The organism is Streptomyces sp. NPDC032822 (assembly GCF_055578825.1).
Window position 1 is genome coordinate 67,707 of record NZ_JBVIOL010000021.1, and the last position, 21,808, is coordinate 89,514.

Here is a 21,808-nt window from a genome sequence, read left to right on the forward strand (position 1 = left end):
CGACCTCTCCGGGCCGGGGGAGGGCTTGCCCTGAGTCCGGGGTGCGTGAAGAAGCCGTCAGCCGGCCGCGACGCCAGGCGGCCGACGTGCCGGCCGTACGCACCGCTCCGCGCCGCCGAGGTCGAGGCAGTCGCGCGTCATAGCCCAGGTGATCCCCCGATCCGCATCCCCGGAAAGCGCCCCATCTGGAACGCCGGCCGATCTCCGGGCGCGATGACGCATTGACCGATCCACCGAGCGCGGTGGTCGGCCCCCGGCCGCCGAAGCAGGCACCGAGCACCGGTGCGCCGAGGTGGTGATCCATGCACAGGGGCGCGAGTTCGCCCGTGCATGTCTATGACCCGTTGACCGTACGACCGAACGACAAGCCGGTCGAGACCCCGGTCTCCCCTGCGGGGACCGCCTGTGGCTTATCGTTTGGGTTCAAACGTAACGTCATGACCTGGAGGCTACGCATGCTGGACATCACCCACGACGACTGGCTGCGCCGGGCCAAGGCACTGGACGTGTCAGGTGCGCACCACATCGACGGCGCCGACGAACCCGGCGGAGGCCAGTCCTACCCGGCCCTCTCGCCCCGCGACGGGCAGGTGCTGGCGCACGTGGCCGACGCCCAGCCCGCCGAGGTGGACGCCGCTGTGGCCGCCGCGCGCCGGGCCTTCGACTCGGGGCCGTGGCCACGCCTCGCACCTGCCGACCGGGGCCGGGTCCTGTTGAGGATTGCTGATCTGCTGGAGGAGCAGCGTCACCGGCTGGCGCTGACGGTCAGCCTGGAGATGGGCAAGCCGATCACGGACGCGTACGACATCGAGCTGCGCGCCGCGATCAACACCTTTCGGTGGTACGGGCAGCTGGCGGACAAGCTCACCGACGAGTCGCCGCACACCGCGCCCGACGCGCTCGCCCTGGTCACCCGCGAACCGGCAGGTGTCGTCGGCGCGGTCGTCCCCTGGAACTTCCCTCTCACACTGGCGAGCTGGAAGGTCGCTCCGGCGCTCGCGGCCGGCTGCACCGTGGTGCTCAAGCCGTCGGAGAACTCGCCGCTGTCCGCGTTGCTGCTCGGTCGGCTGGCGACCGAGGCCGGGCTGCCGCCGGGCGTACTCAACGTCGTCACCGGCGACGGGCCCACCGCCGGACGGGCGATCGGCCTCCACCCGGACGTCGACGTGCTGGCCTTCACCGGATCCACCGCCGTCGGGCGGCACTTCCTGCGGTACGCGGCCGACTCCAACCTCAAGCGCGTCTGGCTGGAGCTGGGCGGCAAGTCACCCAACATCATCCTCCCGGACGCACCCGACCTGGAGAAGGCCGCCGAAACCGCCGCCTGGGGCATCTTCTTCAACCAGGGCGAGATGTGCACGGCCCCTTCGCGGCTGCTCGTCCACTCCTCTATTGCCGAGCGCGTGATGGACACCATCGTGGCGCGGGCCCGGGAACTACGGATCGGTGACCCGCTCGACCCGGCGACCGAGATGGGGGCGCTGGTCGGTGAGCGCCATCTGCAGCGCGTACTGGAGCACATCGGCACCGGCCTCAACGAGGGCGCTCGGCTGCGGGCCGGGGGCAGCCGCACACTCACCGACACCGGCGGCAGTTACCTGCAGCCCACCGTCTTCGACCACGTGGATCCGGGCATGCGGCTGGCCCGTGAGGAGATTTTCGGCCCCGTCCTGTCCGTGCTCACCTTCGACGACCTCGACGAGGCCGTCGCGCTCGCCAACGACACCGAGTACGGCCTGGCCGCCGGGCTGTGGACCTCCGACCTGTCCACCGCCCACCAGGTCTCGCGTGCGCTGAAGGCCGGCACGGTCTGGGTCAACTGCTACGAGGAGGGCGACCTCACCGTGCCCTTCGGCGGCGTGAAGCAGTCCGGCAACGGACGCGACAAGTCCGCCCACGCCATCGAGAAGTACACCGAACTCAAGACCACCTGGATCCAGCTGTGACGACGCCCGCGCGACCGCTGATCGCGATCCCCGCCCGCTTCGCCGCCTCCACCTCCGCCCTGCGCTACGCCGCCGAGGTCAACGCCCGCGCGCTGGTCGAGGCGGTCTGGCGGGCCGGCGGCGAACCGGCCACCATCCACCCCGCCGAGCCCACCGCCGCCGGCGTGGCCGCCCGCCTCGCCCGCTTCGACGGCGTCCTCCTCCCCGGCGGCGGCGATCTCGCCCCGTACCGCTACGGCGCGGCCGACACCCACGACAGCGTGTACGACGTCGACGACCTCCAGGACGCCTTCGACCTGGAAGTCGCCCGCCAGTCCATCGACCTGGGCCTGCCCCTGCTCGCGATCTGCCGCGGCCTCCAGGTCGTCAACACCGCTCTCGGCGGCACCCTCCATCAGGACATGGGCGGTCCGGACCGGGAGCACCGACATGTCGTGCACCCGATGGCGATCCGGCGCGGCTCGCTGCTGGAACAGGCCACCGGCGCCGAGAAGGTGGAGGCATCCTGCTACCACCACCAGCGGGTCGACCGTACGGGCGCCGGCCTCACGATTACCGCCCGGGCTGCCGACGACACAGTCGAAGGGCTCGAACTGCCCGGAGTTCTCGGCTGGTTCGCCGCGGTCCAGTGGCACCCCGAGGACACGGCCCATGAAGACCCCGTCCAGCAGGGGCTGTTCGACGCCCTTGTAGGCGCCGCACGCGACCGCCGTTGACAGCACGAGAACTCACCGCTGTCTTCCTCTTCGGACGCCGCACAAGTCCTGCCCCCGCGGCTACCTCGCTCCCGGCATGGCTCTGCGGCGCATCACCGCCGCCCGAGGGCTGGGACCGCAGGACATCGCCATCGCCCGATGCGATCAGCTGCCGCGGTCCACCGGCGGGGAGTGGGATCGCTGCCACCGCGTCACCGGTAACGCGGGGGCTCCGAGCGCCGCCGGCCGTTATCGCGGCGGAGGCGTTCTCCCTCTGAGTGCTGTCCCGCTGCGCGGGCCCCCCTTCACGCCTTCGGCTTCGGACGGCGACCACTGCGACGCAGGGCGGGCTCGGCACCGTTCAGCAGGGCGCGCCGACGCTCCTCGCCATGCTCCTCGACCTGGAGCACAACTCGCCGCAGTCCGTCCGCGACGCTGCGGCACTCGTCGTCGTCCAGCTGCTCGGCCACGAATGCCTCCTCCTCGTTGAACTGCGGAAACACCCGCCGCATCAGTTCCTCACCCTCGTCCGTGAGGCTGAGCAGAACCAGCCTCCCGTCGGTGGGATGGCCGCCCCGTCGCATTAGCCCCCGAGCCTCCAGCGTGCGCGCGACCCCAGTGAGTGTGCCCTTGGAGATCCCCGCTTCCTCAGCCACGTGCCGGGTCTCCGACTCGCCCCAGATCCAGACCACCCAGAGCACGACGAACGCCGTCCAGGTGAGATCGGATCCGCGGAGCACGGAGTTCTCCAGATGCTGCCGTACCGCCGAGGCCGCCCGGTGGATATTGGCCACCACAGCCATCTGCTCATGGCGGATCGGGATGCCGCCGAGCTTCGCAGCGGCCAGCTTCTCGGCTTCGGTGATGGATCGATGGCCGGGCACGGGCACACCCCTTCGACGTCTCTGCGACGCACTGGATCGACATTTCCGTTCGGACCCAAATTGTACGAAGGTCGAGTGAGGGAGCGCTCGGCCATCGGCCGCCGATGTGCCCGTGGGCGGCTTCGCTTTCCGTATGGGTTGGTGGACTTGCCGGCTGCGAGGTCGCGTAGGTGCTGAGGTGCAGCGGAAGCAGCCCCGGTGCTGGACGTCACCAGGAGATGCTGGACAACCGCCGTCAATTCCGGGTGCTGGGGGTCGCCCTGAACTGTGCGAACAGGGTGCGGCCGACGTGCAGACAGAGCTGCACCTCTGGCGAGGCGGTTGCTACGGGTTCGATGTCATCGCGCCGTCGATTCCCCTGTCCGGTCATGTCCCGCGGGGTTCGGGGAGACTGGTCGGCGCGAACGCCGGCTGGATGAGCCGGCGAGCCGGCGCGGTGTACTGCCCGGACGAGGGCATCGCCGCCAGCGTGCCACGGCACCTGCCTACGCCGCCGCTGCCGAGAAGCCCGGCGCGTCGATTCTCGCCCCTTCGCATGTCTGCAGGGCGGAAGGCGGCGCGAAGCCGGGCCGGCGGTGGTGCACGTCACCTGGACTACGGCACGAACGAGTTGCTGAGGCGTTCCCGGCTGCCGTGGTTTTTCCCTGTGGACGGTGGTGTCGCGGGTCCATGGGCACCGGTGGTTGTGACACAAGGGGCGGATCAGATGCAACTGATCCGCAGGTGAGTACGTCTGCGCCTGCGTGCTCAGATCATGAGGTGCCGGTCTGCAACCCCGCGATGAGTCCGTCGAGTATCCGCAACTGGCGGGAGGGTGTGGTCAGGCGAGCCGCGAAGATCGCGTTGATCTGGAGTCCCATCAGTGTGGCCATCGCAAGGTCCAGGAACGCATCGAGATCGCAGGATGGGTTGATCTCTCCCGCTTCAGCCGCAGCGTGCAGATACGAGAGCATCTGATCGCGCCAGCGCGATATCGCCTGGTCGTAGACGTCGATCAGTTCCTGATCGGCTACCGCGTAATTCCAGAAGCCGATGACCACGCGGGCCTCATTGAGACGCTCGTCGTCCAGGGGCATGATCTCGACGCAGAACTTGCGGAACGCGTTCAGGCCGTTGGCGCCGGCGATGGTGCTGGCGGCCCGCTGCTCGGTGGCTGCATTGGCGCGCTCCAGCGCGGCCCGCAGAATGGCTGCTTTGGTGGGAAAGTATCGTGCGAGCGCACCGTTGGTGAATCCAGCTTCGGCGGCGAGATCCCGCATGTTCAGCGCCGCGAATCCTCGCCGCGCGACAAGGCGCCATACGGCTTCGATTATCTCTTCACGCCGCGCGTCGTGGTCCACGATCTTGGGCACGGTGACACCTTACCAACGGGTAGACGCCTGAATGCTGAGGGCTGTGGTCGCACTCGCGGGCCTTACGGCGGATGAGTCCGAGGGGTCGTGTGACCCGCAGACCCAACGCTGTGACCTGCTGAACCTCTTACGCCACGTGCTCGCGGCAGGGGCGCACGGAGGGAGGGTGGAGAGCTGTCATTCCCGGCGGCCGTGAGAGGGGTCCCCATGGCGCCCCCTTCCCAGCGACCCTATAAGGGATTACATTGGAGCTATTAATCTACAACTGTAGACGATACGCTCCGGTGCGGCACCAGTCGGTACGCGGCATCGAGGCCCTCTGAATCCGGTAGCGGCCAGCTCGCCCCGGGCACCTGATCATCCCCAGCGCTCAGGTAGGCGCGCAGCCCTCGTCATGACCAACACCACCACTTAGGACAGAGCATGACTGATCTTGAGCCAGATGAATTCCGCCGCCAGGGCCACCAGTTGGTCGACTGGGTCGCCCAATACCGCACCTCACTCCCTTCCCTGCACGTGCGGCCGAAGGTCTCACCGGGCTCCGTGAAGGCTCAGCTTCCTCGTGAACTCCCTGAGCAGCCGTCCCAGGCGCTGGGCGATGATCTCATCGCCTTGCTCAACGACGTGGTCGTCCCCTCGTCGCTCCACTGGCAGCACCCGGGCTTCTTCGGCTACTTCCCAGCGAACGCGTCCCTGCTGTCGCTCCTCGGCGACATCGCATCGGGCGGGATCGGAGCGCAGGGAATGCTCTGGTCGACATCGCCGGCCGGGACGGAGATCGAGCAGGTCCTGCTCGACGGCCTGGCGGATGCCCTGGGCCTTGGTCGCGAGTTCACTTTCGCCGGAGGCGGAGGCGGTTCACTGCAGGATTCGGCTTCGTCGGCATCGTTGGCTGCCCTGTTGGCTGCGCTGCAGCGCAGCAACCCGGACTGGCGCGAACACGGCGTGGACGGCACCGAGACGGTGTACGTCACTGCCGAGACACACTCGTCACTGGCCAAGGCCGTACGTGTGGCCGGGCTCGGCGCGCGAGCATTGCGGATCGTCCCCTTCACCCAGGGCACCCTGTCCATGTCGGCGGATGCCCTGGCAGACATGCTGGCCAAGGACGCGGCTGCCGGAAAGAGGCCGGTCATGGTCTGTCCGACCGTGGGAACAACCGGCACGGGTGCCATCGACCCCGTGAGAGACGTCGCGCTGGCAGCGCGTGCGTACGAGGCGTGGGTGCACGTCGACGCCGCGTGGGCAGGTGTCGCGGCGTTGTGTCCCGAGTTCCGCTGGCTCCTGGACGGCGTGAACCTTGTCGACTCGTTCTGCACCGATGCACACAAGTGGTTCTACACCGCCTTCGACGCCTCGTTCATGTGGGTGAGGGATGCCCGAGCGCTGCCCACAGCCCTGTCCATCACACCGGAGTACCTGCGTAACGCTGCGACCGAATCGGGCGAAGTCATCGACTACCGCGACTGGCAGGTCCCACTGGGCCGTCGTATGCGTGCGCTGAAGATCTGGTCGGTGGTACACGGCGCCGGACTGGAAGGCCTGCGCGAAAGCATCCGCGGCCACGTCGCCATGGCCAACTCCTTGGCCGACCGGATCGAGAGCGAGCCGGGCTTCGCCCTGGCCACCCCGCCATCACTGGCACTCGTATGTCTGTATCTCGTCGACCGGGAAGGGCTCCCCGACGACGCCGCCACCAAGGCAGCAATGGAGGCGGTCAACGCCGAAGGGCATTCCTTCCTCACGCACACATCGGTCAACGGCCACTTCGCGATTCGCGTCGCCATCGGCGCGACGACGACGCTGCCCGACCACATCGACACCCTGTGGGACTCGCTTCGCAAAGCCGCTCGCCAGAGCGGTGGAGCCGGATGAGCTGGCTGGATCAGCTTCGGGTGCCGGGGTTGAGGTCAGGCCGGATTCGGTGAGGCAGCCGTCGATGAGTCCCGGGTGGCGCTGGATGTGGGCGAGGCTCCGGCGGAGGGTGCGGGTGAGGTGGTCAGGGTCGGTGAATGCGGTGTTGGCCATCAGGTCTCTTCGTAACAGGGACCAAACCCCTTCCACCGGGTTCAAGTCGGGGCTGTAGGACAGGAGGTTGATTGCGTGGGTGTGGGAGGTGGTTGTCGTGACTGCGGACGCATCGGCGGGCCGGGCGGCGAGGGTGATGCATGTGCGTTGTCCGGACCGGCTGCCGGAGGAACTCTGCCGGCAGGGCCTGGAGGAGCAACGCGGCCGGATGCGGATACCTCTTGCCGGTCACAGCCCTGGATGCCCGCGCAACCCCCTCGGCCTCGCCGACACGTTAAGAGACCGCGGTCTGCCCGCCCGCGCTGCACGGAACACCGCCATGATGGATGCCCTGGTAGACCTGCCGCCCATGGTCATCGCCGACCTGCTCGGCGTCCACCTCATGACAGCCGAACGCTGGGCCACCCTCGCCGGCGGGAACTGGTGCGGTTGCTTGGCAGCGCGACGGGCCGACCCATAGGGCTGGGCAGTTGAGCAGGGCAGTGTTCCGAGTCTGCGCTATTGGGGGAGGGCGAGCAGGATTCGGCCGTGGCCACCGCCGGTGTCGACGTGGTCGTGGGCCTTGGCGATGTCTTCCAGCGGGTGACGGTGGCGGACGTCGATGGTGAGGGCGCCGACGGCGGCGGCGGAGGTGAGGTCGCGGGCGGCCTGGCGTTTGGCCTCGGCGGGGAAGTCGTCGCTGCCGAGCAGCCGCAGGGTGACGTTGTTGAACAGCAGAGGCCAGAAGGGGATTTCGGGGCGGTCCGAGCGGGTGGCGTAGGCGGCGATGACGGCGTTGTTGGCGGCGACGGCGTTGTCGAGGTCGGCGTTGTCGGACAGTGCGACCTCGATGATCCGGTCGACGCCCCGTGGCGCGTACGCGCGGATGGCCGCGGCGGGCTCGCCGGTGTCCAGGGCGACGGCGTGGGAGACGACGGCCGGGTCGACGCGGTCGAGGTCGGTGGTGCGGCGGACGGTCGCGATCACGGTCGCGCCGGCCCAGTGGGCGAGCTGGGCGGCCAGGGAGCCGACGCCGCCGAGGACTCCGTGGACCAGGACCAGTCGGCCGTCGACCGGGCCGTCGGCGAAGACGGTGCGGTGGGCGGTGATGCCGGGGATGCCGAGGCTCGCCCCCAACTCGTCACTGAGGTGGTCGGGCAGGACTGCGGCTTGGTGGTCGGGTACGACGGTGTACTGGGCGGCGGTGCCGAAGGGGCGGTAGGACTGGGCGCCGTATACCCAGACCCGTTGTCCGACGCGGCGGGCGTCGACTTGGGCGCCCACGGCGTCGATGACTCCGGCGGCGTCGCTGTGGGGGATCACCCGCGGGAAGGGCATGGACGATCCGAGCCAGCCGCGCCGTTTCTTGGTGTCGCCGGGGTTGACGCCCGAGACGGTGACGCGGACGCGGACCTCGCCGGGGCCGGGGACGGGATCAGAGAGTTCACCGACGTGCAGGACATCGGCGGCGGGGCCCTGGGCGTCGTACCAGGAAGCAAGCATGGGGGGACCTCCGTGGACACTCAGCCCGCGGGAGCGGCGGGTGCGTGTGGATCGCTGTCGGTGCATGCGGTGTCGAATACGGGCGGTTCCTCGCCGAGGGTCTCGCGCAGCCAGGTCCGTTCGGCGCGGCTGGTGGCGCGGGCGGTGAGCAGCATGCCCCGCCGGTAGGGGTCGGCGATTTCCTCGGCGCGCAGGGGCCGTTCGTTGTCGTAGAAGAAGCTCGCCGGTTCTTCCAGGAACTCCAGCCGTCTGCGCAGCACCGCGTGCTGTTCGGCCACGTCGGGCAGGTGGGAGAGAAAGGCCAGGACGACGTAGAACCGGGTGAAGTCGGTGATCTCGTGGTCGGCGGGCTTGCGCAGGCGCTGAAGCATGTCGGCCCGCCCGGCCGCGGTCAGGCTGAGCACGTACCGGGCCGCCCCCGCGGCCGGGTCTGCGCGCCGCTCGATCAAGCCCGCCCTGGTCAGACGATTGATCGCCGGATACAGGCTGCCGTCACTGACCGGCCGCGTATAGCCGGTCAGCTGTGAGATGCGGCGGCGCAGCTCATGTCCAGGCAAGGGTCCCTCGGTGAGGAAGCCGAGTATCGCGAGTTCCAGCATGACTCCATCCTCGCACGCCCTAACATCGAAACGATGTAAACATCGTTTCGATGTTACGCTCGCAGGTACCCGCCCAAACGTCTTCGGAGAGGCACAGCACGATGCCATCGCAGTCCACCGAGTCAGTGATGAACCGGTTCGTCGAGTTCATCAACACGGGCAACGAGAATCTCGCCCGCGAGGTCATTTCTCCGGACGCGGTGTTCCACGCACCCAGTCACCCGGAACCACTGCGGGGGCCCGATGGGTACATGGAAGTCCTCGGGATGATGCGCAGCGGCTTCCCCGACGTCCAGTGGACGCTGGAGGAGACGGTCACCGAAGGCGACACCGTGGCCGCGCGGTTCACCATGCGAGGAACCCACGACGGTGAATTCTTCGGGATCCCGGCGAGCGGCAACAAGATCTCGGTGCAGGCCATGAACTTCTACTACCTGGCCGACGGCCGGATCGTCGGCGAACGGGGCCAGCCCGACCTCCTCGGCGTGATGCAGCAGATCGGTGCCGTACCGGCGCCGTGAACCTCGTAGCGCCGGGTGAGCTACTGTTCCGCGGGTTTGCCGCTGCCGGGAGGGGGCCGTACCGCGCGGTGGGCAAAGTCCCGCACCGGAGCGCGGGCGGCCGGCGCGGGTTCACCGCAAGAGGCCGGTCTTCTTCTTGCTCCGGCGTCTTCGCGCAGACAGCGCCCGTTGCGGCGAGAGCTTTACACCTTGTCACCGCTGACGTGACCGAGCCGGGTACGGAACTGCTCGCTCTACGGCGAATACTGCAACCCTCGAATACCGGCAGTCCACCAATGGAGCGGCGCGCTGTGCGGTGGTTACTTCCTGACCGGACGCAGTGCGGCCTCCACGGCCCGCGCTGTCCGTCGTGGCGATGGAGAACTGATCGTCTCGCCTCCTGGTGAGTCCGAACACGATCCGCTTCGGCATTATGCGGCGGCCCGTGAGCGGGGCGGGCGGCTGGCCTTCGGGAGAGGCGAGCTGGGCTTCGAGGTCAGCGACGCGCCGGTCTTGGAAGCGGAGGTTGGAGCGGGCGGCCTTGAGCCGTTCGTCGAGAGTGCGGTTGTCGGCGGTCAGTTGGCGGACTCGCTGCTTGAGCGCGCAGCGCGCTGATACGAGATTCCACTCCGGTGGGGCCGCTGCCGTCCAGGACCAACAGCAGCCGCGGGAACAGCGGGTAGTGGCGCCGCCAGTCCTCCTCCACCGATTCGTGCGGCCGGTGGAGCGCGAGGGGCATGTACGAGTGGAAGCGGGCGTAGATGGTGACCTTGGCGGCCAGGCGATGAGTCTTCGTGGACGGAACGGTTGCCGCGAACCGCCGCCCCACCCCTGGGACCGTAGATGTACCGGCTCCTCGACCCCAGGAGAACGGCAGACATTGGCCGGGTACAGCAGGGGCTGCACGGCGAAGGGACGGGGCTCTGGTCCCGCTGGACCTGCGAGCGGGAGGGGTGCGGGGAGACCGGCACGACGCGCGGTGATCAGCACGACGACGTCGCTGGCGTGAGTGCGGCCCGCCACCAGCAGGAAGCCCACTGCGAGGTCCTCATCGGCGACGCGGTCGCCGTGCTGGAGGACGCCCGTGAGGCGGTGAGCCTGCTGTCGGGCGTCGTCACCGACGTCGACACGACAACCCACCGCGGCGACGCGTGCGTAACACCCTAGGCCGCCCAGCGGGCGCTGAACGCCTGGAAGGACCAGCTCACCGGCATGCTCCCCGAACCGCCGGAGGGGGAGGCGCGGTGGAACTGGAGGTGGGCGCGCGACCACGGCCAGAGTGCTGTGTGCAAGCACGACAAGCGCCGCCCGGTCCGCCCGCTGGACCTGGAGACGGGCGAGTCCGCCATCAAGCACTGAAGCCTGCGCCGTCGTGGTCGGGGCCGACCGCTAGAACCCAGAACCACGGACCCGACCATGCGCCCGGCAGCACCGGCTCCAGCGCCGCCGGTGTCTGGTGCGCCCCACAGCGTCCGTGGGGAATTTCTCCGCCGTACCCCTGCTGTTGGCCAGGTCTGGCTACCTTCGCCTCGCCCCGTCCGGTACAGGAGAGGTACATGCATGAGCACGCCGATCCACCGCACCGCGACACGGCAGACCGCATCCGCCCCGACATCGGCCCGGCACCGTGAAGGAGGGAGTACGTCCGCACGCTCGCCGGAGCGCGCCTTCCTGCTGATGCAGTCCCGCGCCGGCAACCGGGCCACGGCCGCGGCGGTGCAGCGCCTCCGGGACACCGAGAGAAAGAATGCGGCGGCGAATGGCGACGCGTCCCCCGGAGCGAAGAAGAACTACCGGGACCGGATCGCCGCGCTCCTCGACAGGTTCAAGAAGAATCTCGAACCCATCGACACCTTCATCAAGGGCTTCCAGACCCCCACCAACGCGGCCTTCACGCAGCAGGCCGCGGTCGCGGCCAACGAGGGCCTCAAGCACTCCGCCGCCGCCTCGGGGACCTCCGCCGCGTCGGGCAACCTCCTCACGGAGGCTGCCGGCACCGTGGTCAGTGGCGTGGACGCGTACAAGAACATGAAGGACGCCAAGAAGCACGAGACCGGGGCCGACCACCACAAGGCGGAGAAGAAGGCCAGGACCAAGGGGGCCGACACGGTCGTCGGCGCCGCCAGTTCGGGAAGCTACAGCGCCGCCATCGCCAAGGAAGTGACCAAGATCCAGAAGGCGGCGGACGCCGCGGTGGCATCCGAGGCGAGCGGTATCGCCAGCGCTTCCATCGGCGCGATCAAAGGCATGCGGTCCGCCTTCCGCATCGGGGGAGCGGCCAACAAGTACAAGCAGGTCAAACAGCTGGGAGATCCCCACCTCGTCCAGGCGGGGTCACTGGCACGGCTGAACGAGTCGCACGAGCAGGCCGGCTGGGCCGCAGCGGAGGCTTACATCGCGCTGGATGCCTACTGGAAGCATGAGGGCCCGGGGCGGTTGGAGGTCGTTTCCGAGGCCATCGACGCCGCCTGGGAAGCGATGGGTGAAGCCCGTGACGCCGCCCAGAACCTCCAGCACGCCGAAAACGACGTGGAAAAGCTGAGCAAGGTCCAGCAGTACGCCAAGAAGAAGCAGCTCACCAAGATTGGCAAGGAGACGGCCGGCGGCGGGGGCGAGTCCGTCAAGGCCGCAGCCGGCGTCGTGACGGCGGTCGCGGCGGGAACGGTCGGGCTGGCGAGCAACCCGGTCGGATGGGGCCTCGCCGGGGCCGGGGCCGGTCTCGTCCTCGGCGTCACCATGTACAAGGCGCTCCGCGCCGCCACGAAGCGCTACGAAGAGGTCCACCACCCCGAGCGCTGGGCGCCGCAGGGCGAGAGCCCGGCGGAGGCCGCCTCCCGCACGGAGTCGCTGAAGCACGCGATGAAGTTCTGGAAGAAGGTGTCGAAGGGCGAACGCCAGGCCATGGCGCGCGAGATCTACGCCCTGGCGGCGGGCCCCGACATCTCCGGGAACACCACGGCCGAGATGCGGGAATCCGCCAGGTCCCTGCTCATCGCCCTCAAATCCGGGCCCGCCAAGCACAAGCTGGAGCCGGACGTGTGGGCCGAGACCCTCAACGACCCGGCGAAGACGGCCGGTTGGATCGCGGAGATAGCGGAGCAGCTGGCTTCGGGGTGACCTGGAGCGGGCCGGCCACTGGGGTGTCGGGAGGGCGGATACGAACGGCAACCAGCTCACTGCGATGCTCCTCGAACTGCCAGAGGGGAAGGCGCGGTGGAACTGGAGGTGGGCGCGGTGGCACAGCACATCAAGACGGCGTTCACCAAGCCCGGGGACACCAAACCGTATATGCCGGCGAAGAAGGTCCCCGGCCAGAGCACCGGGGACCCGCTGCACCGGACGGTCAACAAGACCCGCAAGAACGACAACCGTAAGGCCGCCGTCAAGCAGTGCAAGCGGTACTGGGGCGCCAACTACACCCAGGGCGGCGCCCGGGAGTGCGACGAGTATCCCTTCGCCCCCACCCATGAGGGAGCGGCCGAGCACGACTACGACGCTGACGCCAAGAAGTTCAACTTCTCCGTGAAACCGATCGCGGAGGCCGACAACGGCGCCGGCGGCAGCATCCTGCTCAGCTTCTACGGCAAGAACTGCATCACCGACGGGACGAACGACGCCTTCATTGTGAAGATCGTCTCCTGAGACCGGCGCACGGGGTGTGGACGGGGCGCCGGGCCGCTCACACCCCGCGCAGGGTTCAGGGCCTGGCGGGCCAGACCTGCGCCAGATATTTTTCCACGCCCTCGCCGGTGACCTCGCCTTCCGACAGTGCAGCGGCCTCGGCGCGGCCGGCGCAGCTGACCCGCACCTGGCACAGGCCCGGCGAGCCGAGAGTGAAAACCTCCTCAGTGCGGCCCAGGCTCATCGACCACAGCGCGACCTCACCGCTGAGTGACTCGAAGTCCGCCTCAGCCTGCTCATCCCACGCTGGACGGTCCTGCGCAGGCGGCTTCCCGTCCCACACCTCTACGTCGAGCGAGGCGGTGTGCGTATGGCCGGCGCTGTAGATGTCCAGGCGCCCCGGGAAGACGTTGAGGAACACGCCGCGCACGAAGCCGTCCGGAAACGGAAGGGGCAAGTCGGCATCGTCGGACTCCTGGAGTCCGAAGGCGTGGTAACCCACGTCCGCATCCAGGTGCTGCAGCAGGACAAGCTCAGCCTTGACTTGCTTCCCCTCCTGAAGGAGGGGGATTCCTACGGCTCGCGCTGTAGGGGTTTCTGCTTCATCGCCGACTGCCCGCCCGGAGTGCTCCGTTGAGGTCTTACGCCGGCTCCACAGACAGACGCCGTCAGCCCGACGGCCAGGATGTTGCGTGACGCATTCACATCACGGTCATGCACAGCACCGCACTCACACGTCCAGGTACGGACGTCCAGCGCCATCTTCGCCGCAACCCTGCCGCAGACCCCGCACAGCCTGCTGCTGGGGAACCAGCGGTCGATCACCACGAGTTCACGTCCGTACCAGGCGCACTTGTATTCCAGCAGGGAGCGCAGTTCTCTCCAGGAGGCGTCGGAGAGGGCGCGGGCCAGGCTGTGGTTCTTGAGCAGGTTGCGGACGGTGAGGTCCTCGATCACGACCGTTTGGTTCTCACGGACAAGACGAGTCGACAGCTGGTGCAGGAAATCACGGCGCCGGCCAGTGATCCGCGCATGGATCCTGGCGACACGGTGCCGGGCTTTCTCCCGGTTCGCCGAGCCTTTGGCTTTACGGGAGAGCTCCCGCTGGGCTTTGGCCAGGCGCTCGCGGTCACGCCGCTCATGCTTCGGGTTGGTGATCTTCTCACCCGTGGACAAGGTCACCAGGGAAGTGATTCCGGCATCCAGGCCCACTGCCGCTGTGGTGGCGGGGGCCGGGGTGATGTAGTCCTCGCACAGCAGGGACACGAACCAGCGCCCCGCCGCATCACGGGAGACGGTCACCGTGGACGGCTGTGTTCCCTCGGGCAGTGGACGCGACCAGCGGATGTCCAGCGACCCCGGCATCTTCGCCAGCGTCAGACATCCCTTGCGCCAGGTGAAGGCGGAACGGGTGTACTCGGCCGACGCACCAGACTTCTTCCGCGACTTGAAACGCGGATACTTCGCCCGCTTGGCGAAAAAGCTGGCGAACGCCGTCTGCAAGTGCCGCAACGCCTGCTGGAGCGGGACCGAGGACACCTCGGTAAGGAAGGCGAATTCCTCGCTCTTCTTCCACTGCGTGAGCGCGGCAGAAGACTGCGCGTAAGAGATCCGGCGCTGTTTGGTGTGCCAGGCGCGGGTGCGTTCCTCCAGCGCCTTGTTGTAGACGAGGCGGACGCAGCCGAACGTCCGCGACAGCTCTGCCGCCTGACCGTCGGTGGGGTAGAAGCGGTACTTGAACGCCCGCTTGACCTGCCGCGCCATACCCCACAAGCTATCAGCTTCCATACAGGCAACGGGTGTTGGCCGGTGGCCGGTAACCGGCCAACGCGGGTCCACCCCCGGGGGCGGACCCGCTTTTCCTGCCCTGCTCCGCAGAAGCTTCGTTTCCTCCCCCGGCTGAAACCGGGGGTATCCACGAAGAAACGCCCCGATAACGAAGCGGCTGCCGTGTCCGCCCGCTCCGGGTCCGCTGGAGGCGTATGCCGCCGACTTTCGATGATCTTTTCGGGACGTTGGCACAGCGTCGTGGGTTTCGTGAGTACCTGGCCGGTCTGTTGCTGCCGCGGGACCGCAACAAGACGCTGACCTGCCTGGCCGGCACGGAGCCCGTGGTGGGTGCCCAGCATGCGGCGGTGCAGCGCCTGCAGTCCTTCCTGTCCGAGTCGACCTGGGACGGCGAGCAGGTCAATCCCCGCCGCTTGGAGTTGTTGCTGGCCGACCCGGCGACCGCACCGCATGACGGCGGGGTGCTGGTCATCGACGATTCCGGGGACCGCAAGGACGGCAGCGCGACCGCCCACGTGGGCAAGCCGTACCTGGGCTCGGTCGGGAAGATCGACCGTGGGGTGGTCACGGTGACCACCTGCTGGGCCGACGAACGCCTCTACCACCCGCTTCACGCCGTGGCCTACACCCCCGCCCATCACTTCCCCGGCGGGAAGAAGGACCCGGCCTTCCGCACCAAGCTGCAGATCGGAGCCGCTCTGGCCCGCGCCGCGAAGACAGCGGGCGTGGTGTTCCGGGCGGTCGTCGCCGACTGCGCCTACGGCGATCACAACACCTTCCGCGCTGAACTGTCCGACGCCCGTCTTCCGTTCGTGATGGCCCTCAAACGCGGCCACGGTACTTGGCAGTACAAGGACGCTTTCCGGCCCGTCGATGCCGCTCGCGAACCGGCCTGGCACGGCCCCGAACAGAGCGGCGACTGGCAGCCGGTGACCCGCAACTTCCGCGACGGACGCACCGCGACCTGATGGGCCGCCGACGCCCAGCTGGGCTGGTGGGGACCCAACGGCGTGATCCGGCTCGTGGTGGCCACCACCGACCCGGCCACCCTGCCCGAGATATCCACCTGGTGTCTGGCCACCAACCTGCCCCGGCCTGGATCCCCCCGCGAGGCACACAGCCGCCACCCGGCCGCCGATCTCACCGAAGGGGTACGGCTCTACAGGCTGCGGCACTGGGTCGAGTAGAGCTACAAGCAGGGCAAGGACGAACTCGGCTGGGCCGACTTCCAGGTCCGCTCCGACACCGCGATCCGCCGCCACCAGACCCTTGTGAACTGTGCGTTGAGCTTCTGCTGGAACACCTGGTTCACCCCCGACCCACCATCGCCCGCTCCGGGCGGCCCACCACCCGAGCCTGACGTACCGTCAGGACCGGCAGAGAGGGGGGAATTCCGGGTCCCAGCAGCCCCGACCGGCCTGTTGGCCCCAGGCCATCCGCGCCGTCCGTGGCTGGCTGATGCCCTGGGCCACGCTGCAACGCTACTGGCGAGCCTGGACGACGGAGCCCCCGCCCGCAGCATTACAGGAACTGATCAACACCGTCGGCACCGGCAGACCCCTGAACCTTTACGTCCCGGCCCAACAAACCACCGCTAGGGCTTTTCCGGCGGATCTTTCTACTCGGCTCGCCTGGCACGACTTCGTGGGCTGCTCCCCGAGTGTGCCCAAGGCTGCCGCTCCCGACGTTGGGCCGCGTCAAGGTTGGGTTCACGTGAGAGACGGCCACCGATCGGCAGCCCACTCCAGCCATCCCGACCATTCAGGAGGCGGACCTCCGATCTCATGCCCTCCGAGTTCGGCGGCGTCGGGCTCCTCAAACAGCGTCCTCCAGTGCACGAGGTCCGCTTCGCTCATCGGGAAGGTCTGATCCGGGGTAGCCGACCGGCGATGGGCGATTCGAGCACGTTGGGTCTCATGGTCCACCGGCACGTACTCAAGGCGGCAGTCTGCCCCCGCAGACTCGACCAACCAGCGGATCGCGGATCTCTCGTCACGGGACCAGCATCCGAAGTCCAGGACCACGTCGGTTCCAAGTCTGAGCGCCTCCAGACCGAGCCAGAGCAGCCGGCCTTCCAGCACGTCGCGCTTCCCATCCGCCTCCGGCTCGCCGAACAGCGGAATCATCCATTCATCCGGTGTCAGCCGCAGAGCGCCGTGCTCCTCGGCAAGTTGCCGAGCTCTCGTGGTCTTGCCGGCGCCGGGCAGGCCGATCGTCAGAAACAGCGTGGTCACATCCCAATCGTAAGCAGGAAGACCAAGTGCAGGGCGACTGCTTTCCGCCGGGAGCGCCGGGCCGCGCTGCGGTTGGGCAGCGCGTGGTGGTGACCGTACTCGTCCCAGGCAAGTGGACTGACGTCCTGCTCATCGGCTGATTACGACCTGAGCCAGAGGCGGATCGAAGCCACGACGACCGTGCCGTGGAAGACGTAGTGAAGCTTCCCCTTGATCCAGGACACCTGGAGACTGGGACCTGAGGTTCCAGAGGAAGTAGCACCAGGTGGGAAACAAGTACACGAAGCGGTACACCGAGGGGTTCAAGCGGGACGCGATCGCGCTCGTCGACTCCTGGGGCTGGCGCGAGGGCGAGGCCGCCCGCCAGGCCCGGCAGGTGGCCGACGACGCGTTCGCGCACGAGATCACCGTGCTGCACATCGCCTCCCGAAAGGCCTAGGGTGTGCCGCGCATCCACGCCGAACTGTGGTGTCTGGGGCGCCGGGTGAACCGCAAACGCGTCGCCCGCGTCACGTGTGAGCGCGACATCCGCGGCGTCACCCGGCGCGAGCGTCGCACGCTGACCCGGCCCGACAAGAAGGCGAAGCCGGCTCCGGACCTGATCGGCCGCGACTTCCACGCCGAGCGGCCCGGAACCACGCTGGTCGGCGACATCACCTACCTGCCCACCGCCGAGGGCTGGCTCTACCTCGCCTGCTGGCTGGACCTGGCCACCCGCGAGATCGTCGGCTACGCCATGGCCGACCACCACCGCGCCGAACTCGTCGTCGATGCCCTGGACATGGCCCACGGCCGCGGGAACCTGGAGCCCGGCTGCGTGATCCACAGCGATCGCGGAAGCGAGTGCACCTCGACCCAAGTCCGCGACCGAATCAGGGAGTTGGGGCTGCGGAACAGCTGCGGACGCACCGGATCATGCTTCGACAACGCCGCCACGGAAAGCTTCTGGGCTCTGCTCGAAGAGGAGATCGGCACCCGCAGCTGGCCCGACCGGGCCACTGCCCGCGCCGAGGTCTTCACTTTCATCGAGACCTTCTACAACCGCCGCCGCCTGCGTAAACACAAGACCTTCGGATACCTCACCCCAGCCGAGACCAGTCAGCGGCATCAACACACCCTCGCGGCATAACCATCGAGGGTCCAAGATCGCGGGGAAACTCCACTCGCCGCCGGGCCCCACGGGCCAGACAGCGATGCGTTGGACGATCCCGCCTCACGCGCCCGGTCACGACGGCGCAGAGCGATCAGTAGGCGCCATCGGACACTCAGGGTGACCGAGCTGGAAACTGCTGGAAGATACGCGACACCTCAACATGCGGGGCCACCAGTCCCGACGTCGATGACGAGCTGCGCCTCCGGAGAGCGTGGTGCAGGCCGGGGGAGGGCACGGAGAAGGGCTGGGGCGCGTTCGGCACTTCCGCCCTTTGTCTTCCCTGTCCTCCTTCCAGGGGGCGGGTCGGCCCCTGGAAGGGTGGCCAACTTCCGATCCGCACGCTCTTGCCGGGCCTGGCGCAGCGAGGTGCGGTGTCGTTGGGACCGGGCAAGTCGTATGGATGTGGAGGGGACGGACATGAAGTTTTTTATCGGATGTGCTTCTTCGTCGTGGGTGCCGGACTCGCCGTTCTGCGTCCATGGATTATGCGGGCTGGAGCCCCAGACGCCGAGCAACGCATAGGGCGCTCGCCTCCTCCGGTACCGCAGGTCAGGCACTCGCAAGCGCTCACGAACCTGCGGAGCCTGCAGGCCCCCAGCCTGTAGTGGTGCTTCGTTGGTGCCGCTAAACCGGTAGTGCCGTGCGACCCCCGATGGGTAGTGTGCGGCCATGGGGACAAATCTGGGCGAGGGTGATGGTTGCGAACTGCCCGCTACCGCTGTCTACTGGCTCGCCGACGAACCGCAACCGGGCATGATCCTGGTGGAGTTCGCCGACGTTTACGACCGCCCTCACCAACTGGTCGGCAAAACCGCCTACTTCGGCGGAGAGCTGCAGCCGACCTCGCCCTTCCCGTGCCCGACCAGCATCCAGTGCACGATCGAAGAGATCGCTGACGACGTCGCCACGGTGAGCACCTGGTGGCTGGAGGGCGGCCCCAACGCTACACGCTTCGTCTTCGACGTCTGGCTTGACACCCTCACGCCAATTGCTGACGACTGATCCGCCGGCATCGCGCCGAGTGGCTTTGACCGTGAATGCTGGCGTCGTTTGGCCGTGAAAGTTGACGGGGGTTCGTGGCCTCTGGACGGCTGGATGTTGGTCAATTCTGACGGCAGTCCGGATGGTGTGGGGATGGCTTAGCGGGCGAGTTCGCGGCTGTGAGCGAGGCGGTAGGGTTCGGTGCCGGTTTCCAGGATGTTGCCGCCGAAGGTGAGCCGGTCGACGATGGCGGCGCAGCGTCAGTTCGGCGCACGCACCCTGCGGGACACCCTGCTGCAGCAGACTTGTCGCAACGGTCTTCGTGCTGGTGAAGTGCCCCTGCGGCGGAGCACAGAATCAGGCGAAGGCCGCTCTCCTGTCCGGCACTCGGCCGAAGACATCAGCAGGTTCGAGGCCGCGTTCGACCACAGGCGATAGACGTCAGTCTACGACTCGGTCGCGGTTCTCCCAGAACAGTCTTTCGGTTCTGTCCGGATCGGTGACGATCCGGCACCTGGCGTCGAGCCACATCGTGGCACGGTCGGTCAGAGTGTAGGCGGGCCATCTCGGCACGCCCGCCGCCGTGGGTCGGCCCGTGTGGGCGAAGCCAGCCCACAGTTCGCTCATGTGCCGTGCGGTTGCCAGCCGTTCTGGTGATTGATCCTTGTTGAGGATGTAGTCGAGGTTCTTGTCGGTGTTGGCGAACTTGAGGTTGATGTCCGACGCGTGCGGTGAGCCGATGGGGAAATCGGTGCCGGGCACCAGGGTCGGGCTCGGGTAGGCGAGCTGGTACATGAACACGGGCGCGGCGTGCTGTGCCCGTTTGGCCTCGGCGATCTTGATCGAGTCGCGCCAGATGGGCGAGGTGGTGATCGCGAAGTAGAGCTGTGCCGGCGTCGCTCCGGGCCGAGACGCCTGGAAGGTGCGGATGATCCGGTCGAGTTCTGCGCCCTGGTACGTGCTGCTCAGCCTGGCGCGCAGTCCGGCCTCGTCGATGCGGAAGATGTCGGGCGGCCCGAAGAGGCTGAAGAACACCGTTTCGTCGCGGCAGGTGCCGCACATCAGAGGTTTGTCTGCCGAGAAGGGCGCGGCGCCGTCGGCGAAGGGGTGTCGAGGGATGACGGTGCCGTCGACGAAGGCGCCGAAGCCTGGGAGTGTGCCGGGGTCGCCCCACGGCGGGGCGCCGTTCGCGGCTTCGGACTGCTGGATCTCGAGCAGCCTCGCGGCCGGAATGTCATGGAGCCGGGGAAGGTCCGTCGTGGTCAGTCCCAGTAACTCCAGCGTGCGTCGGGCCCGGGCGGTGGCACCGTCGCGGGTGGGGAAGCGCAGTGGCGCGGCGCTTTCGATCGAGGCCTTGTGGAACAGCGGCACAGCGGCCGGCATGGTGTGGACGGCCGCGGTCTTGGCACCACCGCCGCTCTCGCCCCAGACCATGACGTTGTCGGGGTCGCCGCCGAAGTTCTCGATGTTGTCCCTGGTCCAGCGCAGCGCGGCGAGAATGTCCAGCATCCCCTGGTTGGCTGCATAGTCGCGGCCGGCGAGATCGCCCAGGAACAGGAAGCCCAGCAGGCCCAGCCGGTGGTTGGACTCGACCACCACCACGTCGTAGAGCCTTGCCAGGTGGCTGCCGTCCTGCCCGGTGGAGGAGCCGGAGCCGATCATGTAGCCGCCGCCGTGGTTGTAGAACATCACTGGCCGCCGTCTGCCGTCGGCGGCGGGGGTCCAGATGTTGAGGTAGAGACAGTCTTCGGAGGGAGCCGGCATCCGGCCGTTCCCGCCTGCACCCATCTCGCCGCCCGCCACCTGGAACGCCGGGTTGGGAAAGCTCACTGCGTCGCGCACGCCGGACCACCGCGTGGGCGGTTTCGGGGCTTTGAACCGGAGCTCGCCGAGCGGCGGCGTGGCGTAGGGCACTCCGAGAAACTTGGCGATGCCGTCCTCACGTTTCCCTCGGACCTTGCCGTAACGGGTCGGTGCCACGACCGTGCTCCCAGCGGACCGTGCATGTGCCGGGAAGGGCATGCTCATCGCGGCAACCATAGACAGCGAACTGCCGATCATCGCCCTGCGGTTCATTTCCGAGCCCACCATCAGACCTCCTCTTTCGGAGAGCGCAACCGACTGCGCTCCGGACGCTTCCCTGAAGTGCCATGAAACGTTTCAGTTCATGGCAGGCTTTGACGCCTGCCCTCGCCTTTCACTCGACTTGCTGATCTGCGGCTCTTCCCGCGACTGCGGAGGCAGCGTTCATCAAACTTCGGGGCGGCATGGGTAACGAAACCCAAGAGAACGACTGCTGCGTATGAGTCTCCCCGTCCCTGGGGCCGCAGGCGAGGGGTTCGCAGCATTGTCCCGCTTTGGGATCGGGTTCTAGGAGTGCCTTCATGCCCGCGGGGATGCGCTCTTCGAGCTCACGGACGTGGTACTGGGTACGGAGGGGCAGGCGAAGATGCTGGTCGAGCCTTGGCTGACGGTCGGCACCAGCGTGGGTGCGGGCCCTGTACGCGGCACTGGACCGGGACCGGGCGGAGTCGGCGCGCGGGTG

20 protein-coding genes and 3 pseudogenes are annotated in these 21,808 nt (G+C 68.0%); 13 read left to right on the forward strand and 10 right to left on the reverse strand.

Annotation, left to right across the window (positions count from 1 at the left end):
• Positions 1-455 precede the first annotated feature (455 nt).
• Together ACZ5VD_RS37475 and ACZ5VD_RS37480 are read left to right on the forward strand one after the other, a co-directional pair.
• Positions 456-1,946: an aldehyde dehydrogenase gene (locus ACZ5VD_RS37475; protein WP_468554568.1), complete on the forward strand. Its 1,491-nt coding sequence runs from the start codon at positions 456-458 to the stop codon at positions 1,944-1,946.
• Positions 1,943-2,662, forward strand: a complete 720-nt coding sequence (locus ACZ5VD_RS37480) for a gamma-glutamyl-gamma-aminobutyrate hydrolase family protein (RefSeq protein ID WP_468554550.1) — start codon at positions 1,943-1,945, stop codon at positions 2,660-2,662. Before ACZ5VD_RS37475 ends, ACZ5VD_RS37480 begins: the two co-directional genes overlap by 4 nt.
• Before the next feature lie 284 nt (positions 2,663-2,946).
• On the opposite strand, the gene ACZ5VD_RS37485 is transcribed toward ACZ5VD_RS37480, so the two are convergent.
• Together ACZ5VD_RS37485 and ACZ5VD_RS37490 are read right to left on the reverse strand one after the other, a co-directional pair.
• Entirely contained in the window at positions 2,947-3,525 is a 579-nt protein-coding gene (locus ACZ5VD_RS37485) for a MarR family winged helix-turn-helix transcriptional regulator (protein ID WP_007379215.1), read from the reverse strand.
• Between the two features lie 752 nt (positions 3,526-4,277).
• The gene (locus ACZ5VD_RS37490; protein ID WP_468554549.1) at positions 4,278-4,877 is read right to left on the reverse strand and encodes a TetR/AcrR family transcriptional regulator; all 600 of its coding nucleotides are present in this window, start codon (positions 4,875-4,877) and stop codon (positions 4,278-4,280) included.
• 423 nt (positions 4,878-5,300) lie between these two features.
• Here ACZ5VD_RS37490 and ACZ5VD_RS37495 point away from each other — a divergent pair, with 423 nt between their 5' ends.
• Positions 5,301-6,752, forward strand: coding sequence for a pyridoxal phosphate-dependent decarboxylase family protein (locus ACZ5VD_RS37495; RefSeq protein ID WP_468554548.1), 1,452 nt, complete (start codon positions 5,301-5,303; stop codon positions 6,750-6,752).
• Positions 6,753-6,779: 27 nt separating this feature from the next.
• Here the strand turns inward: ACZ5VD_RS37495 and ACZ5VD_RS37500 are convergent.
• Positions 6,780-6,965, reverse strand: a pseudogene (locus ACZ5VD_RS37500) (IS630 family transposase); the annotation flags it as partial.
• Positions 6,966-7,002: 37 nt separating this feature from the next.
• On the opposite strand from ACZ5VD_RS37500, the gene ACZ5VD_RS37505 reads away from it, so the two are divergent.
• Positions 7,003-7,365 carry a hypothetical protein gene (locus ACZ5VD_RS37505; protein WP_468554547.1) on the forward strand — a complete coding sequence of 121 codons (363 nt, stop codon included), beginning with the start codon at positions 7,003-7,005 and terminating at the stop codon, positions 7,363-7,365.
• A 38-nt stretch (positions 7,366-7,403) separates the two neighbouring features.
• Here the strand turns inward: ACZ5VD_RS37505 and ACZ5VD_RS37510 are convergent, their stop codons facing one another.
• Both ACZ5VD_RS37510 and ACZ5VD_RS37515 read right to left on the reverse strand, forming a co-directional pair.
• Positions 7,404-8,387, reverse strand: a complete 984-nt coding sequence (locus ACZ5VD_RS37510; protein ID WP_468684957.1) for an NADPH:quinone reductase — start codon at positions 8,385-8,387, stop codon at positions 7,404-7,406.
• 20 nt (positions 8,388-8,407) lie between these two features.
• Complete coding sequence (locus tag ACZ5VD_RS37515; RefSeq protein ID WP_468554545.1) at positions 8,408-8,986, reverse strand: PadR family transcriptional regulator; 579 nt, start codon at positions 8,984-8,986, stop codon at positions 8,408-8,410.
• Positions 8,987-9,114: 128 nt separating this feature from the next.
• Here ACZ5VD_RS37515 and ACZ5VD_RS37520 point away from each other — a divergent pair, with 128 nt between their 5' ends.
• The 5 genes from ACZ5VD_RS37520 to ACZ5VD_RS37540 all read left to right on the forward strand — a co-directional run bounded on the left by ACZ5VD_RS37520 (position 9,115) and on the right by ACZ5VD_RS37540 (position 13,128).
• Positions 9,115-9,507: an ester cyclase gene (locus ACZ5VD_RS37520; protein WP_468554544.1), complete on the forward strand. Its 393-nt coding sequence runs from the start codon at positions 9,115-9,117 to the stop codon at positions 9,505-9,507.
• Positions 9,508-10,491: 984 nt separating this feature from the next.
• Positions 10,492-10,653 carry a hypothetical protein gene (locus tag ACZ5VD_RS37525; RefSeq protein WP_468554543.1) on the forward strand — a complete coding sequence of 54 codons (162 nt, stop codon included), beginning with the start codon at positions 10,492-10,494 and terminating at the stop codon, positions 10,651-10,653.
• A 45-nt stretch (positions 10,654-10,698) separates the two neighbouring features.
• Positions 10,699-10,845, forward strand: coding sequence for a hypothetical protein (locus ACZ5VD_RS37530; protein WP_468554542.1), 147 nt, complete (start codon positions 10,699-10,701; stop codon positions 10,843-10,845).
• 201 nt (positions 10,846-11,046) lie between these two features.
• Positions 11,047-12,603, forward strand: coding sequence for a hypothetical protein (locus ACZ5VD_RS37535; protein WP_468684959.1), 1,557 nt, complete (start codon positions 11,047-11,049; stop codon positions 12,601-12,603).
• A 96-nt stretch (positions 12,604-12,699) separates the two neighbouring features.
• Positions 12,700-13,128, forward strand: a complete 429-nt coding sequence (locus ACZ5VD_RS37540; RefSeq protein ID WP_468684960.1) for a NucA/NucB deoxyribonuclease domain-containing protein — start codon at positions 12,700-12,702, stop codon at positions 13,126-13,128.
• A 55-nt stretch (positions 13,129-13,183) separates the two neighbouring features.
• Here ACZ5VD_RS37540 and ACZ5VD_RS37545 read toward each other — a convergent pair whose 3' ends face one another.
• The gene (locus tag ACZ5VD_RS37545; RefSeq protein WP_468684962.1) at positions 13,184-13,609 is read right to left on the reverse strand and encodes a hypothetical protein; all 426 of its coding nucleotides are present in this window, start codon (positions 13,607-13,609) and stop codon (positions 13,184-13,186) included.
• Between the two features lie 71 nt (positions 13,610-13,680).
• Complete coding sequence (locus tag ACZ5VD_RS37550) at positions 13,681-14,871, reverse strand: RNA-guided endonuclease InsQ/TnpB family protein (protein ID WP_468684964.1); 1,191 nt, start codon at positions 14,869-14,871, stop codon at positions 13,681-13,683.
• Positions 14,872-15,040: 169 nt separating this feature from the next.
• Between ACZ5VD_RS37550 and ACZ5VD_RS37555 the strand changes: the two are divergent.
• Positions 15,041-16,493: pseudogene (locus ACZ5VD_RS37555) on the forward strand (IS701 family transposase).
• Between the two features lie 111 nt (positions 16,494-16,604).
• Here ACZ5VD_RS37555 and ACZ5VD_RS37560 read toward each other — a convergent pair.
• Positions 16,605-17,129 carry a P-loop nucleotide/nucleoside kinase family protein gene (locus ACZ5VD_RS37560; RefSeq protein ID WP_468554538.1) on the reverse strand — a complete coding sequence of 175 codons (525 nt, stop codon included), beginning with the start codon at positions 17,127-17,129 and terminating at the stop codon, positions 16,605-16,607.
• Between the two features lie 265 nt (positions 17,130-17,394).
• Here ACZ5VD_RS37560 and ACZ5VD_RS37565 point away from each other — a divergent pair, with 265 nt between their 5' ends.
• From ACZ5VD_RS37565 to ACZ5VD_RS37575, 3 genes are all read left to right on the forward strand, one after another.
• Positions 17,395-17,568 (forward strand): hypothetical protein, encoded by a 174-nt coding sequence (locus ACZ5VD_RS37565; protein ID WP_468554537.1) that lies wholly within the window; start codon positions 17,395-17,397, stop codon positions 17,566-17,568.
• A gap of 3 nt (positions 17,569-17,571) precedes the next feature.
• Positions 17,572-18,258 carry an IS3 family transposase gene (locus ACZ5VD_RS37570; protein WP_468684965.1) on the forward strand — a complete coding sequence of 229 codons (687 nt, stop codon included), beginning with the start codon at positions 17,572-17,574 and terminating at the stop codon, positions 18,256-18,258.
• A gap of 693 nt (positions 18,259-18,951) precedes the next feature.
• Positions 18,952-19,284: a hypothetical protein gene (locus tag ACZ5VD_RS37575; RefSeq protein WP_468554534.1), complete on the forward strand. Its 333-nt coding sequence runs from the start codon at positions 18,952-18,954 to the stop codon at positions 19,282-19,284.
• A 137-nt stretch (positions 19,285-19,421) separates the two neighbouring features.
• Here the strand turns inward: ACZ5VD_RS37575 and ACZ5VD_RS37580 are convergent.
• Positions 19,422-19,520, reverse strand: a pseudogene (locus tag ACZ5VD_RS37580) (IS21-like element helper ATPase IstB); the annotation flags it as partial.
• Positions 19,521-19,704: 184 nt separating this feature from the next.
• A complete protein-coding gene (locus tag ACZ5VD_RS37585) occupies positions 19,705-21,354 on the reverse strand; it encodes a carboxylesterase/lipase family protein (RefSeq protein ID WP_468684967.1) in 1,650 nt (549 codons plus the stop codon).
• Positions 21,355-21,808: the final 454 nt, after the last annotated feature.